The sequence below is a fragment of the Pseudomonas sp. genome, from assembly GCF_017744435.1.
GTDB lineage: Bacteria > Pseudomonadota > Gammaproteobacteria > Pseudomonadales > Pseudomonadaceae > Aquipseudomonas.
Genome location: NZ_JAGIBG010000010.1, coordinates 71,108 through 85,510 on the forward strand (window position 1 = coordinate 71,108; position 14,403 = coordinate 85,510).

Consider the following 14,403-nt stretch of genomic DNA (forward strand, 5'->3'; position numbering starts at 1 on the left):
CGTGATCAGCTCATCGACCGTCGTCACCTCCGTGGTGGAAAAACTGCGCCAGGCCCTGGCCCGCGGCCAATGGCGCTCCGGCGACATGTTGCCCGGCCAGCGCGAACTGGCCGAACAGCTCGGCATCAGCCGCCCCAGTTTGCGCGAAGCAGTGACCGTGCTGGAAACCCTCGGCCTGGTGCGCTCGCTGCCGGGCAAGGGTGTGCTGGTGCTGGATGCCGAGGCCGCAACCCAGGACCCGGCCAGCGAAAGCGCCGCAGCGGCCAGCCTGGCCGACGTGCTGGAGCTGCGCTACACCCTCGAACCGTTCATCGTCGGCCTGGTCGCGCAATCGGCCAACAACCAGGACATCGGCCAGCTGCGCCTGACCCTGATGGACATGCGCGAAGCCTTGGAAGCCGATGACAGCGAAGCTGGGGTCAAGGCCTACATCGCCTTCCACGAGGCGCTGTTCGCACTGACCACCAACCCGATCTTCCAGAGCGTGGTGCAGCAGACCGGCAACGCCCTCAAGCAGAGCGCCAGCATGCTGCGCAACTCGCCCGAGCACCTGGCCGCGCGGCTCAAGGAAAACGAAGCCGTGGTGCGCGCCATTCGCGAGCGCAACAGTGCCCAGGCCAGCGCCCAGATGCGCCAGCACATCCTTGCCGAAGGCCAGCGCATGGGCATTCAACTCAACATCCCGGACGACCAGCCCGGCCAATGACCCCAGGAGAGCGACCATGACCGCCTGCGCCCAAGCCGCCCCCCGCCTGCCTGCCCTGCTCGCCGCCGGCGAGACCCGCCTGTCGGCCGAGCAGATCTACCCGCGCCTGTTCGACGCAATCCTCGAACAGCGCCTGCCACCTGGCAGCCTGTTGCCCGAACAGGCCCTGGGCAATGCCTTCGGGGTCAGCCGCACCGTGATCCGCCGGGTGCTCGGGCGCCTGTCGGATCAGCAAGTGGTGGTGCAGCGTCCCAGCCACACCGCGCACCTGGCCGCCCCCGATCCCGAGCAGGCGCGTCAGGTGCTCAGCGCCCGGCGCCTGGCCGAGACCACCCTGATCAGCCTGGCCGCCCAGCGTGCCCGGCCAGCGCACGTTCGCCAGCTGCGCCAACTGGTCGACCGCGAGCGCCAGCACCACGAGCGCGGCGAGCGCTGCGCCGCCATCCGCCTGGGTGGCGAATTTCACCTCAAGCTCGCCCAGGTCGCGGCCAATGAGCCGCTGGCGCGGTTTCTCAATGGCCTGGTGCCGATGACCTCGTTGATCATCGCCCGTTATGAGTCGCCTTGCTGTGATCACTGCGCCTGGGAGGAACATGCCGCGATCATCGATGCAGTGGAAGCCGGTGATGCGGCGGCGGCGCTGGCGTTGATGCATGAGCACCTCGACCGCCTCGAAGACAAGCTCAACCTCGATTGAGCCGGGGCCGCCGTGCGGCCCCCGGACCGTGACCCTATACTCGGATAACCACCCAGCCTCTATCCCCCGGGAGGCCGCCGAGTGAGCCCACGCCTGTTGATCATGCTGTGCCTCTTGCTGGCCATCGCCGGCTGCGCCGGCAGACGCCCGCCTGCCCCGCCCCCGCCGGCGGTGCTCGACCCTGCCGCCTGGCAGCGTATCGACCAGGAGCTGATCGAGGCTTCGGTCGGCGCCGCTGGCTCCGCCAACGACTATGCGCGGCGCTCGATGCGAGTGTGGAAGGAGCAGGTGCAGCAACGCACCGAAAAAGACTTCATCCCCTGGTTCACCGGCTACTGGACCCAGCAGTGGCTGACCATGAAGGTGGCCTGGTACAAGCTCGACAGCGGCGAGGGCCGCGAGCCTGCGGAAAAGCGCCTGGCACTGTACCTGCAGGAGCAGTACCACCAACGGGTCATCGAACCGGTGGCCGAACAGATCAACCCCGAGGGCATCCGCGACCGTGCCTGCGAGCTGTATATACAGTTGTTCGGCCAGCAACTGCCCGCCATCATCCAGCGCTACAATGCCGCCCCAGAGCAAATCAGCCAACGCCTGAACCGCATCCCGGCCATCCACCTGGGGCCACCGCCCGCCCGCAACGCCTCGCTTTATGAGTTATTGCGGGCGAAGTCGCTGGAACAGCAGCCGGCCTGGCTGGCATTGCGCGACCATTTGCACAAGCAGGCCGCCAAAGGCCCCGGGAAAACTGACGCGGGCTTGTCGTCCGTGGCGACGGATGCCAGCGAAAAAATCGGCGCCACGCTGGCCCCGCGCGGCATCGCCAGCGCCGTGGCAAGCGCCGTGGGCAAGGTGGCCGGGGCGATGATTTCGATTGTCTCGACCGGCTACGGCATCATGGCCCACAACCGTGACCAGCCGCAGATGATCGAGCAGTTGCGGGTGATCCTGAATGTCGCGCTCAACCAGGAATGGCAGGAGCTGATGGAGAACCGCCAGAGCGGCGCCCTGGCGGGGGTGTATTACCTGTCAGGGCAGGTCGAAGACAGCCTGCTGGCGACCCTGCCCCAGCCCTCGATGGAACAGCAGACCGAACAGCGCCAGCCACCCGCAAGACAGGAGCCTCTTCTGATTCGCTTGCCGTAGGCTCCTGTTCCGGCCTCAGGCAGTGGCCATCGCCGAAGTCGGCAAGCCAAAGATCCGGTCGAACGCCCAGTTGTAGGCGAAGGTGTAGCACGGGATCAGAACGATGAACGCCAGGTCCACCAGAAACGCCTCCAGCAGGCTCATGTCCAGCCACCAGGCTATCAGCGGAATCAGGTACACCACCAAGGTCAGCTGAAAACCGACGGCATGCGCCACCCGCCGCGCCACGCTGCGCCCACGCTTGGTCTGGCGGCTCTCCCAGTACTCGAACAGGCTGTTGTAGATCAGGTTCCAGAGCATGGCGATGGTGGTGATCATCACCGCCAGCGGCCCGGTGTGCGAAGCCTGGGTGTCCGACAGGTAGGCCAGCCCCAGCGTCGACATGCACAGGCCGATCAGTTCATAGAAGGTCACGTAGACCAGTTTGCGTTTGACGCCCTGCACGGGTTACCTCATGTGTAGAAATGCGATGAGGCGCAAGGATGATTCAATCCGCTTGACAGAAAAAGTCAGCAGCTTTCAGATTGACTGACAGGAGGCTGCCATGAACTTTTCCAGCGACAACATCCAGCTGTTTCTCGCCGTGCTCGACCGCGGTTCGTTTTCCGCCGCAGCACGCGCCCTGCAACGCGTGCCTTCGGCGGTGAGCATGGCCATCGGCAACCTTGAAGCCGAACTGGGCTACACCTTGTTCGAGCGCGGCCCACGCGAGGTTCGCGCCACCGCTCAGGCCCTGGCACTGGAGCCCCATGCGCGGCTGATCGCCGAACAGCTGGGCCTGCTGCAGGTGCACGCGCTGGAGCTTTCCCAAGGACTGGAAAGCAGCCTGACCCTTGCCGTGGTCCCGGATATCGACCATCGCCCGCTGCTGGCGGCCATTGCCAGCCTCGGTGCACGCTACCCGCTGCTCGACATCCAACTGCTCAGCGCCCCACAGGAAGAAGCCCTGCACCTGCTCGACAGTGGCCGCGCCGACCTGTGCCTGGCCTTTGCCGGCCTGCAGGTCGATGCCCGGCGCAGTTTCCAGCACATCGGCATGGAGTCGCTGGTGGCCACCTTGGCGCCGGCCCACCCGGCCCTGCGCGAGGGCCGGATCCACTACCTCGAAGACCTGGTCAATGTGCGCCAGATCCTGGTCCGCAGCCGTGACCTGCCACTGCTCGACCCACGCCCGCTGATCGGCGCCACGCACTGGTCCACCGACAGCTTCGACCTGGCCCTGCAGATGGTCGAAGCCGGCCTTGGCTGGGGCGACCTGCCACTGGCCCGGGTGGCGCCACTGGTCGATGCCGGGCGCCTGGTGCGCCTGCAGTTTCGCAACACCCGCAACGAACTTCAGCTGCCGATCCATGCGTTCTGGCGCAAGCAGCAGCCCCTGCGCCAGGGCGCACGCCTGCTGATCGACCTGTTGGCCACTGGCTAGCTCACCGTCCGTCGACCGGGACAGCAAAAAAATAGGTAAGTGTTTCAACCTTTTACCGGCCAAGCCGATATGCCAGGAGACAGGCCCCGCCATCGCGCCACAAGCGCGCGGCGCCCTCCCCTCCATGGCTCAAGGTCTCGAAACATGAACCTGAAATTTCGCCACAAGATCCTCCTCAGCGCCTGCGGTGTCGTGGTGCTGGCCTTTGCGCTGTTCACGCTCTACAACGATTATCTGCAACGCAACACCCTTCGCCAGAACATCGAATCTTCCGTGCAGCAGGCCGGCGCGCTGACTGCCAGCAGCGTGCAGAACTGGATGAGCGGGCGCATTCTGGTGCTGGAAAACCTGGCGCAGGACATTGCCGAACAAGGGGCAGGAGAGACCCTGGGCGGGCTGATCGAGCAGCCTTCCTACACGCGAAATTTCCTTTTCACTTACCTGGGCCAGGCCAACGGCGTGTTTACCCAGCGCCCTGACACGCAGATGCCGGCCGGCTACGACCCCCGTCAGCGGCCGTGGTACTCCAGTGCGGCCAGCGCCGGCCAGACCGTGCTCACCGCACCGTACCAGGGCGCCGTCGGTGGCCTGATGGTGACCATCGCGGTACCGGTGAAAAGCAAGCGCAACGGCGAGCTGATCGGCGTGGTAGGTGGCGACCTGACCCTCGACACCCTGGTCGAGATCATCAACTCGGTCGACTTCGGCGGCATCGGCCACGCCTTCCTCGCCGACAGCAGTGGCCAGGTGATCGTCAGCCCGGACAAGGACCAGCTGATGAAGAACCTCAAGGACATCTACCCGGGCAGCGGCCTGCGCGTGACTGCCGGCATGCAGGACGTCACCCTCAACGGCGAGGAACGGCTGATCTCGTTCGCCCCGGTCGCCGGCCTGCCATCGGCGCAGTGGTACATCGGCCTGTCGATCGACAAGGACAAGGCCTACGCCGCCATCAGCCAGTTCCGCACCTCGGCGATCATCGCCATGCTCATCGCGGTGGTCGCCATCGCCGTGCTGCTGGGCCTGCTGATCCCGGTGCTGATGCGCCCGCTGACCACCATGGGCCGCGCCATGCGCGACATCGCCGAAGGTGAAGGCGACCTGACCCGCCGCCTCGACGTGCAGCACAAGGACGAGTTCGGCGAACTGGCCAGCTCGTTCAACCGCTTCGTCGAGCGTATCCACACCTCGATCAGCGAAGTGTCCTCGGCTACCCGCCTGGTGCACGACCTTTCGGAGAAAGTGGTCAACGCCTCCAACGCCTCGATCATCGGCTCCGAAGAACAGAGCATGCGCACCAACAGCGTGGCCGCGGCGATCAACCAGCTGGGCGCCGCGACTCAGGAGATTGCCCGTAATGCGGCCGACGCCTCGCAACACGCCAGCGGCGCCAGTGACCAGGCCCATGGCGGCCGTGAAGTGGTCGAGCAGGCGATCAATGCCATGACCGCGCTGTCGCAGCGTATCAGCGAGTCGTGCGAACAGATCGAAACCCTCAATGCCAGCACCGACGAGATCGGCAAGATCCTCGACGTGATCAAGGGCATTTCCCAGCAGACCAACCTGCTGGCGCTCAACGCCGCCATCGAGGCCGCCCGTGCTGGTGAGGCCGGGCGCGGCTTTGCCGTGGTTGCCGACGAAGTACGCAACCTGGCACACCGCACCCAGGAATCGGCCGAAGAAATCCACCGCATGATCACCAGCCTGCAAGTAGGCTCGCGCGAGGCGGTGCACACCATGAACACCAGCCAGGTATCGAGCGAACAGACCGTGCAGGTGGCCAACCAGGCCGGCGAGCGCCTGGCCAGCGTGACCCAGCGCATCGGTGAAATCGACGGCATGAACCAGTCGGTGGCCACGGCGACCGAGGAACAGACGGCGGTGGTCGAGAGCCTGAACCTGGACATCACCCAGATCAACGCGCTGAACCAGCAAGGGGTGGAGAACCTCAACCAGACCCTGCAGCATTGCGATGCCCTGGCGCAGCAGGCCGGGCGCCTGAAGCAGCTGGTGGGCAGCTTCCGCATCTGATGCAGCGCCCCTCGTCGGCGCTCGCCGACGAGGGGGTTGCGCGCTAGGCGACCACCGCCTGGCCACTCCTGCCCCGCCGCACCCAGGCCAGCAACACCGCCGCCATCAGCACGAAGCCCAGATAGCCGAACAGCGGATACACCTCGCCCACCAGGCTGATGAACCCCACCAGGCTGCAAACGAACGCCGCCACCCCGGTGACCACCGAACCCCAGCGGAACTTCGCCGTGCCCGCTGGCAACAGCCGCGACAGGAACGAGAACAAGGTGCCCACCGCCGTGTTGACGATCATGCCGAAGATGATCAGGCACATCACCCCACCCAGCAGCGGCGACACTTCGTTGGCAATCGACAGCATCGGCATGGGCAAGTCGGCCACGCTGTCCAGGCGCGACAACAGCCCGCTACTCATCACCAGCATCAGCAAGCCCAGCGCAGCGCCCCCGAGCAGGCCGCCCCATACTGCGGCCTTCTCGCCCTTGGCCGAGCCGCCGAGGATCGCCAGGATCGGTGCACCGGCAACGATGTTGTAGGACACGTACAGAAACGCCCCGAGCAACCAGTGCCGGGTGCCCGCCTGTTGCTGGCTGGCCAGCTGGTCGAGCGCGGCAAGGCTCTGCCCCCGGGTGAACACCGCGTACAAGGCAATCGCCGACGCCACCAGGATCAGCAACGGGGTAATGGCACCAATGGCGACGATGACCTTGCGCACGTCCAGGCACACGATCGCCACCACCAGCAGCGTCACCAGCACGCTGCCGGTCAGTGCCGGAATGCCGAACTGCTGCTCCAGCAATGCACCACCACCGGCCAGCATGACCACGGTCACGGCGAACATGAAGAAGGTGATCAGCCAATCGACGAACAAGCCCAGATGGCGCCCGCAGATGGCCTGGATCACATCCTTGTGCGAGGTGGCGCGCTGGCGGTTGCCCAACCCGGCCAGGGCCATGCCGAGGAAGGTGAACAGCGCCGCGCTGACCAGGGCGCCCAACAGCCCCCAGAGGCCGAAATCGACGAAGAACAACAGCAGTTCCCGCCCGGACGCAAAGCCCGCCCCCACGATCACGCCGACGAAGGCCCCGGCGATCTTCAGTTGCTCTTGCATGTGAACCTCTGGTTATTGTTGTTGTGGCCCCACAGGGCTTGCCCGCGAACCGCGGCTGGCTCAGCCTTCGCCGACGAATGCCTGCACTTCGATCTCCACATCCACCCCCAGCGCCAACGCCGACGCCACGGTCGAACGCACCGGCAGTGCGGCGCCGAAGAACGCCTTGTAGACCTCGTTGAAACCGGCGAAGTGGTCCATCGACGACAGCCACACCGTCACCTTGACCACCTGGTCGAAGCGCGCCCCACAGGCCTCCAGGCTCTCGGCGATGCGCTCGCAGGCGGCGCGGGTCTGGGTCTGGATATCACCGCGTACCACCTCGCCAGTGCTGCTCATCGGCACCTGGCCAGACAGGAACAGAAAACCGCCGGCCTTCACCGCACGGGAAAACGGGAACGGCAGGCTGCTGGGGAAACGCTGGATCTGATTGCTCATGACAAACTCCTTTCAGGGTTACTGGAAACGTGCCGGGGACAGGCGCTCGGGCGCCACCCCCTGGGCGGTCAGGCTCGGGCACAACGCTTGCCCGAGCAGCAAGTCGGCGGCCAGGCGCGAAGCACCGGCCGCCGACTGGATACCATAGCCACCTTGCGCCGCCAGCCAGAAGAACGCCGGCATCTGCGGGTCGAAGCCAATCACCAGGTCGCCGTCGGCGACGAACGAACGCAAGCCCGCCCAGGTATGGCTGGGGCGGCGGATGGACAGCGACGTCATGGCCTCGATGTTATAGATGCCCAAGGCGATATCGAGCTCCTCGGGCGCGGCATCCTGGGGCTCGACCGGGTCGGCATTGGCCGGTGAGCCCAGCAGCTGGCCGGCGTCAGGCTTGAAGTAGAAGCTCTCGTCGACACCGATTACCGCAGGCCAATGGGCAAAGTCCTGATCGCCCGGGCCGGGGAAGGTGAACGCGCTGCGCCGGCACGGCTGCAGGCCGACGCGCGCTACGCCACACTGCTCGGCCACCCGGTCAGCCCAGGCTCCCGCGGCATTGACCAGGGTGTGCGCCTGCAACTGGCTGCCGTCGGCCAGCTCCACCTGCCACAGTTCATCGACGTAGCGGGCCCGGAGCAGTTCGGCGTTGCAGCGCAGTTCGCCACCGGCAGCACGGTAGCCACGCAGGAAGCCCTGGTGCAGGGCGTGCACATCCAGGTCCATGGCGCCCGGCTCATGCACCGCACCGGCCAGGTTGTCGGCGTTCAGGCTGGGGACCAGCGCCAGCGCCGTGTCGCGGTCGAGCAGGCTGACCGCAGTGCCGTTGGCCAGATTCTGCGCGTGGGTGTGCTCAAGCAGCTCACGTTGTTCATGGCTGGCGACATACAGGCAGCCACGCGGTTCGAGCAACGGGTGCTCGCAGAAGCCGGCGGGTGGCGCCTCGTAGAAGGCTCGGCTGGCGCGGGTCAGGGCCTGGATCTGCGGGGTCCCGTAGGCCTCCATGAACATCGCGGCCGAGCGCCCGGTCGAGTGGTAGCCCGGCTGCGCTTCGCGTTCGAGCAACAGCACGCGGCGCTCACCGGCCAGGCGATAGCCCAGCGAGGCGCCAGCGATGCCGGCGCCGATGATCAGGGTGTCGTAGATCTGGGTCATGCACGCTCCTGCTGCGCAAATTATCATTTATGAGAATTCTAATATATGAGAATTTCGGAACATGCAAGCGCGCGAGTTAAGATGCGCGACCCATGACGTATGCCGAGAGCCACGAATGCCTGATGCCCGCCCCGCTGCCCTGCCCTTGCTAGACCGCGCCGAAGTCGGCGGGCGCCTGCGCCAGGTTCGCAAGGCACGCCAGATGACCCTCAAGCAATTGTCCGAGCTCAGTGGCGTGCCGGTGTCGACCTTGTCGAAGATGGAGCTGGCACAGGTTTCGGTGAGCTACGAAAAACTGGCCGCTGCCGCGCGCGCCCTGAATGTCGACATTGCCCACCTGTTCCGCGCCAGTGGCGCGGTGGCGGAGGCCGTAGCGGCGCCAGTGACCGTGGTGGTCGACTCGTTGCCGGCCGCCGCCGGATATTCCACTGGCACCTACGATTATCACCCGATCGCCGGGGCCTTTCCGGAACGGCGCATGACCCCTGCCTACGCCCGCATCATCGCTCGCGAACGCGGCCAGTTCGACGATTTTATCCGCCATCCGGGCCAGGAGTTCGCGGTGGTGCTGAGCGGCCGGGTGCGCATCGAATTCGAAACCGGCGAGGCCGTCAGCATCGGCCCGCAGGAAACGGCGTACTTCGACAGCCAGGTGGGGCACATCTACCTGTCGGAGAGCGAGGATGGCGGCGATGCCCATGTGATGGTGGTGATGACCGAGCGCTGAGGCCGGTTATAACCTAATAACGAACAAGTCTATTTGGCTATAAAAACTCCCTATATGCTGGCACCCATCCGATAACGGGCAAAGCTGGGCAGTCGAGTAGCGTATGGATGTAGGATCTTTCGGTTTCACCATTGCCGGACTGGTTGTGGGTTTCATCGTCGGCATGACCGGCGTCGGCGGCGGTTCGCTGATGACCCCGATCCTGCTGTGGTTCGGCATCAACCCCGCGACTGCCGTGGGCACCGACCTGCTGTATGCCGCCATCACCAAGGGCGGTGGCATCTGGGTACATGCGCGCAACAAGAACATCGACTGGAAGATCACCGGCCTGCTCAGCCTCGGCAGCGTGCCGGCGGCAGCCCTGACCCTGTGGTTCCTCAGCACCCTGCACACCGACACCACGGCGCTGAACGCCATCATCAAGCAAGGCCTGGCAGTGGTGCTGATCCTCACTGCGCTGGCGATCCTGTTCAAGTCGCGCCTGCAAGCGTTCGCCAGCCGTCACGCCGGTGATCATTACCACCTCAGCGACCGCAGCCTGAACACCCTCACCGTACTGACCGGCGTGGTGCTGGGCGTGATGGTCACCCTGACCTCGATCGGCGCTGGCGCATTGGGCACCGTGGCGCTGTTCCTGCTCTACCCGTTCCTGGCCACCCGCCGCCTGGTCGGTACCGAAATCGCCCACGCCGTACCCCTGACCCTGGTCGCCGGTATCGGCCACGCCGGCATGGGCAACATGGACTGGTCGCTGCTGGGCTACCTGTTGCTGGGCTCGCTGCCCGGCATCTACCTGGGCAGCCACCTTACCGGGCGCATCTCCGACCGCGTGCTGCGCCCCTGCCTGGCGACCATGCTGCTGCTGATCGGCTACAAACTGGCGTTCTGACCCGGCAACCGGCGCTTGCTCAGCCCAGGCGCAAGCGCCATTGCCCGGTAAAGCTCAGCTCGACCCGTGACAACGGCAGCACATCGATTCGCTGGGCGGCAGCCAGCGGGCACGCCAACACCTTCACCAGTGCAGCGCGAATCACCCAAGGGTGAGTCACCGCCAGCCACTCACCCGGCCTGTCGAAGGCCATCAACCAGGCCCCCACACGCTCGCACACCTGCGCGAACGACTCACCGCCATGGGGTGCGCTGAACGGATCTTCCAGCCACTGGGCCAGAGCACGGGGTTGCTCTGCTTGCAACTGCTTCAGCGGCAAGCCCTGCCAACTGCCCAGGTCGCAATCGGCCAATGCGGGCTCGACCTGCGCCTGTGCTGCGGCCCAGTGCGCGCTCTCGCTTGCACGCCGCTCCGGCGCAGTCAGCAGTTGCACGGTGGGCTCGATGCCCAACGGCAGGTCAGGCAAACGCAAAGGGCCGTCGTCGGGATGCGCCAGGCGCCCACTTTTCTGGGCTTGAGTCAGGGCATGGCAGAGCAAGGTCAGGTGTACGGCTCTCACTTGGGCGTTCTTCATTGCGAGTCGGGTTGACTGGTTTACCACGCTGGCGGCAGTTTTACCGCAATAACGTCTTGGCAGGGCGGATCGCACGGGGTGCGGACATGCTGCGCTTTCGGCAAGCCTTTGCCAGGGTGACGGCCGGATGAGCGAACAGGAAACCATGCGCCTGCCGGAAGGTAGGTGCAATCGAGTGCCAGACACGCCTATACTTCATTTGACGAAAAAAACCAGTCAATTGACGGAGGCGTGATGAGCACTTCAATCGCCCAGCGGCGTCACGAAAAAGCCAAGGAAGATGTGCGCAGTTCTGGCATCGACGAATTCTGGGCATTCAGCGCCGGCCGCAATGCACTCAGGGAGTCGGAGCGGCTGGTGCAGATCAAGCGCGGCTTTTCTGCCCACCTCTTCCGTGCCGTGCGCTACACCTTCAACCTGGAAGAACCCAGTCTGGCATTGTTGCTCAATGCCTCGATCTCCACGCTGGAGCGGCGCGTTCGGGAGCATGAAGTGCTCGATACCGTTGCCTCCGAACGCCTGGACCGCATCGCCTCGGTGTCCCATCAGGCCGAGGAAGTCTTCGAAAGCCGTGACACGGCTGCACAGTGGCTATCGAAGCCGAACAAGGCCCTGGGCGATGTTGCGCCGATCCTGCTCTGCGAAACCGAAATCGGTGCCAAGCAGGTACGCCGGGTACTGCAGGCCCTGGAATGGGGTGGGGTTGCCTGATGCGGGGGTGGCGAATAGCGAAGGCAAAACGCGCCACTGACTTGAGCGGCAAGGGTGCGGCCATCGAAGGCGGGCGCTGGAACGATCAGGACGTACCCGCCGTATACATGGGCATGACGCCGGCAATCTGTTGCCTGGAAACCTTTGTACATGCGGCGGGCGAACCCACCGTTCCCCTGAAGATCACCTGCTTCGAGCTACCTGCGGATACTTCGCTGTATCTGCAGGTCGATGCGGCGGACCTGCCCGAAGGTTGGGCCAGCCTGCCTGCCGACCGCCCAAGCATGGACTTCGGCACTGCCTGGCTGAAGTCGAACAGCCACCTTGGGCTGATCATCCCATCTGCCATCCTGCCGCTGGAACGCAACATCGTGATCAACCCCAGCCACCCAGCGGTGAGCCAGATCCAGGTGGTTGAAATGTACGATTTCATGTACGACCCACGGATGTTCCAAGTCGGCGCCCACAACCAGTGATGCCCTGCCCATGCTCCCAGCCGCGCTGATCTTCGTGTTCACCCTGACCCTGGTCATCTGGCAGCCCAGGGGCCTCGGCGTCGGCTGGAGCGCCAGCCTCGGCGCCATGCTGGCGCTGTTGTTCGGGGTGGTCACGCTGCACGACATCCCCACCGTCTGGGCGATCATCTGGAATGCCACCGCCACCTTCATCGCCCTGATCGTCATCAGCCTGCTGCTGGATGAAGCGGGTTTCTTCGAATGGGCCGCACTGCACGTGGCGCGCTGGGCACGGGGTGACGGGCGGCGGCTGTTCGCCTTCATGGTGCTGCTGGGGGCCGCCGTGTCAGCGCTGTTTGCCAATGACGGGGCAGCGCTGATCCTCACCCCAATCGTCATGTCGATGCTGTTGGCGCTACGTTTCTCCCCCGCTGCGACCCTTGCCTTCGTCATGGGCGCCGGCTTCATTGCCGACACCGCCAGCCTGCCACTGGTGGTGTCGAACCTGGTGAACATCGTTTCGGCAGACTACTTCAGCCTGGGTTTCAACGCTTATGCGTCCGTGATGGTGCCAGTCAACCTGGTGGCGGTGGCGGCCACGCTGCTGGTGCTGTGGCTTTACTTTCGCCGCGACATTCCCACCCGCTACGCCAGCAAGGACCTCAAGCTGCCGGCCCTGGCCATCCGCGACCGCGCCACCTTTCGCGTCGGCTGGGTGGTACTGGTGGGCTTGCTGGCCGGGTTGTTCGTGCTGGAGCCACTCGGCATCCCGGTCAGTGCGGTGTCCGCCGCTGGCGCCCTGGTGCTGTTCGCGGTTGCCGCACGCGGCCACGTGATCATGACCCGCCGGGTGCTGCGCGAGGCGCCGTGGCACATCGTGGTGTTTTCGCTGGGCATGTACCTGGTGGTCTACGGGCTGCGCAATGCCGGCCTGACCGACTCGCTGACCCACGTGCTGAACGACCTTGCCGGGCACGGCCTGTGGGCCGCCTCTCTGGGTACCGGGTTGATAGCCGCGCTGCTGTCCTCGGTGATGAACAACCTGCCCAGCGTGTTGATCGGCGCATTGTCGATCCAGGCCAGCGAGGCGCACGGCGTGATCCGCGAGGCGATGATCTACGCCAATGTGATCGGCTGCGACCTGGGGCCGAAGATTACCCCGATCGGCAGCCTGGCGACCTTGTTGTGGCTGCATGTACTGGCGCGCAAGGGCGTGAAGATTGGCTGGGGGTACTACTTCAAGGTTGGCGTGCTGCTGACCGTGCCGGTGTTGCTGCTGACCTTGGCGGCGCTGGCAGTGCGGTTGAGCCTTTGAGATCGCCGGGGTCGCTGTGCGGCCCATCGCAGCGGCCCCGGCGATTTCGAAGCTAGCGCGCAACGACTTGCCTGCGTAGCTCATCGGCAAAGAACCGGACTGCGGCCGAAGGCTCACCCAGGCTCTGACGCAGTTCGATGATGACATTACCCAACGCCGGCAGCGCCGCGTCACCGGTCTCCAGTATCTGCCATCCCGGCCGAATCAACGGCGTGGACGTTGCCGCAATCGCCAGCCCGCTTTCCACCGCAAGCTGCACGCCAGTAACACCGGTACACTCGAAGGCCACTTCGTAATCGATCAGGCTCGCGCTCAACGCCGAAAGAATGTGCCGGCGATACCCGCAACCATGGGGGTAGAGCGCCAACGGCAAGGGCGCGCTGCGGTCCAGCTCGAAACCTGCCGCCCCCACCCAGTGCAGCTGATCGCAGCGCAGTACCTCGCCGTTGCCATCCGCCGCCCGCTGGGTGACCAGCGCCAGGTCCAGCTCGCCAGCCTCCAGGGCGGCGAACAGGTTCTGGCTGATGTCGTTGCGGATCTTCAAGCTGACCTTGGGGTAACGCTGGGTGAACTGCTGAATGACCGGTGGCAAGAACGCACTGGCGTAGTCGTCCGGAATACCGAAGCGCACGGTGCCGCACACCTCGCCTTTGGTGAAGTGCGCCATGGCCTCGTCGCTCAGCGCCAGCATCCTGCGTGCATACTCCAGCATGCGTTCACCGTGGGCCGTGAGAACCGTGCTCTGGTGCCCCCGTTCCACCAGCCGCTCCCCCACAAGGTCCTCCAGTTTCTTCAACTGGATGCTCACCGCGGCCTGGGTCTTGTGCAGCCGTTGCGACGCCACCGAGAGGTTCTTGCTTTCGGCGATGGTCTTGAAGCTGTGCAGCAACGCAAGGTCGAGAAGGCGCACGGAAACTACCTCGGCGGAAAAATGAACGCTGCCCGGCATTAGGCAGGCATGAAAAAACGCCTGTCAAACCCGTCTGCGCCCTGCACCTGCCCAGCAACGACTGGCTGCCTGCGGCTTAAATTTT

At 65.0% G+C, this 14,403-nt stretch carries 16 protein-coding genes; 10 read left to right on the forward strand and 6 right to left on the reverse strand.

From position 1 onward, the window contains the following. Position 1: 1 nt before the first annotated feature. From J7573_RS09545 to J7573_RS09555, 3 genes are all read left to right on the forward strand, one after another. The gene (locus tag J7573_RS09545; RefSeq protein WP_294333567.1) at positions 2–706 is read left to right on the forward strand and encodes a FadR/GntR family transcriptional regulator; all 705 of its coding nucleotides are present in this window, start codon (positions 2–4) and stop codon (positions 704–706) included. 16 nt (positions 707–722) lie between these two features. Further along, positions 723–1,403: a GntR family transcriptional regulator gene (locus J7573_RS09550; RefSeq protein WP_294333569.1), complete on the forward strand. Its 681-nt coding sequence runs from the start codon at positions 723–725 to the stop codon at positions 1,401–1,403. Positions 1,404–1,484: 81 nt separating this feature from the next. Then, complete coding sequence (locus J7573_RS09555; RefSeq protein WP_294333571.1) at positions 1,485–2,549, forward strand: hypothetical protein; 1,065 nt, start codon at positions 1,485–1,487, stop codon at positions 2,547–2,549. A gap of 15 nt (positions 2,550–2,564) precedes the next feature. Here the strand turns inward: J7573_RS09555 and J7573_RS09560 are convergent, their stop codons facing one another. Further along, positions 2,565–2,993: a PACE efflux transporter gene (locus J7573_RS09560; protein WP_294333575.1), complete on the reverse strand. Its 429-nt coding sequence runs from the start codon at positions 2,991–2,993 to the stop codon at positions 2,565–2,567. A gap of 100 nt (positions 2,994–3,093) precedes the next feature. On the opposite strand from J7573_RS09560, the gene J7573_RS09565 reads away from it, so the two are divergent. Together J7573_RS09565 and mcpA are read left to right on the forward strand one after the other, a co-directional pair. Further along, entirely contained in the window at positions 3,094–3,972 is an 879-nt protein-coding gene (locus J7573_RS09565; protein WP_294333577.1) for a LysR family transcriptional regulator, read from the forward strand. A 144-nt stretch (positions 3,973–4,116) separates the two neighbouring features. Further along, on the forward strand, positions 4,117–6,003 hold the full coding sequence (mcpA, locus tag J7573_RS09570) for a methyl-accepting chemotaxis protein McpA (protein ID WP_294333579.1): 1,887 nt from the start codon (positions 4,117–4,119) through the stop codon (positions 6,001–6,003). Between the two features lie 43 nt (positions 6,004–6,046). Here the strand turns inward: mcpA and J7573_RS09575 are convergent, their stop codons facing one another. The 3 genes from J7573_RS09575 to J7573_RS09585 are packed head-to-tail and all read right to left on the reverse strand — an operon-like array spanning position 6,047 to position 8,698. Continuing rightward, a complete protein-coding gene (locus J7573_RS09575) occupies positions 6,047–7,111 on the reverse strand; it encodes a hypothetical protein (protein WP_294333581.1) in 1,065 nt (354 codons plus the stop codon). A 60-nt stretch (positions 7,112–7,171) separates the two neighbouring features. After that, the gene (locus tag J7573_RS09580) at positions 7,172–7,549 is read right to left on the reverse strand and encodes a RidA family protein (RefSeq protein ID WP_294333584.1); all 378 of its coding nucleotides are present in this window, start codon (positions 7,547–7,549) and stop codon (positions 7,172–7,174) included. A gap of 18 nt (positions 7,550–7,567) precedes the next feature. Beyond that, positions 7,568–8,698: an FAD-dependent oxidoreductase gene (locus J7573_RS09585; protein ID WP_294333586.1), complete on the reverse strand. Its 1,131-nt coding sequence runs from the start codon at positions 8,696–8,698 to the stop codon at positions 7,568–7,570. Between the two features lie 115 nt (positions 8,699–8,813). On the opposite strand from J7573_RS09585, the gene J7573_RS09590 reads away from it, so the two are divergent. Beyond that, the gene (locus J7573_RS09590; protein WP_294333588.1) at positions 8,814–9,425 is read left to right on the forward strand and encodes an XRE family transcriptional regulator; all 612 of its coding nucleotides are present in this window, start codon (positions 8,814–8,816) and stop codon (positions 9,423–9,425) included. Between the two features lie 103 nt (positions 9,426–9,528). Beyond that, the gene (locus J7573_RS09595; RefSeq protein ID WP_103448188.1) at positions 9,529–10,314 is read left to right on the forward strand and encodes a sulfite exporter TauE/SafE family protein; all 786 of its coding nucleotides are present in this window, start codon (positions 9,529–9,531) and stop codon (positions 10,312–10,314) included. 19 nt (positions 10,315–10,333) lie between these two features. On the opposite strand, the gene J7573_RS09600 is transcribed toward J7573_RS09595, so the two are convergent. Beyond that, positions 10,334–10,873 carry a histidine phosphatase family protein gene (locus tag J7573_RS09600; protein ID WP_294333591.1) on the reverse strand — a complete coding sequence of 180 codons (540 nt, stop codon included), beginning with the start codon at positions 10,871–10,873 and terminating at the stop codon, positions 10,334–10,336. A 249-nt stretch (positions 10,874–11,122) separates the two neighbouring features. On the opposite strand from J7573_RS09600, the gene J7573_RS09605 reads away from it, so the two are divergent. Genes J7573_RS09605 through J7573_RS09615 form a run of 3 tightly spaced genes read left to right on the forward strand, consistent with a single transcriptional unit; the run spans position 11,123 to position 13,369 of the window. Then, positions 11,123–11,599, forward strand: coding sequence for an antitoxin Xre/MbcA/ParS toxin-binding domain-containing protein (locus J7573_RS09605; RefSeq protein WP_294333593.1), 477 nt, complete (start codon positions 11,123–11,125; stop codon positions 11,597–11,599). Beyond that, a complete protein-coding gene (locus tag J7573_RS09610; RefSeq protein WP_294333595.1) occupies positions 11,599–12,075 on the forward strand; it encodes an RES family NAD+ phosphorylase in 477 nt (158 codons plus the stop codon). The genes J7573_RS09605 and J7573_RS09610 overlap by 1 nt, the downstream gene beginning before the upstream one ends. A gap of 10 nt (positions 12,076–12,085) precedes the next feature. After that, the gene (locus J7573_RS09615) at positions 12,086–13,369 is read left to right on the forward strand and encodes an arsenic transporter (RefSeq protein WP_294333597.1); all 1,284 of its coding nucleotides are present in this window, start codon (positions 12,086–12,088) and stop codon (positions 13,367–13,369) included. Between the two features lie 52 nt (positions 13,370–13,421). On the opposite strand, the gene J7573_RS09620 is transcribed toward J7573_RS09615, so the two are convergent. Next, a complete protein-coding gene (locus J7573_RS09620; RefSeq protein ID WP_294333599.1) occupies positions 13,422–14,279 on the reverse strand; it encodes a LysR substrate-binding domain-containing protein in 858 nt (285 codons plus the stop codon). Positions 14,280–14,403 lie beyond the last annotated feature (124 nt).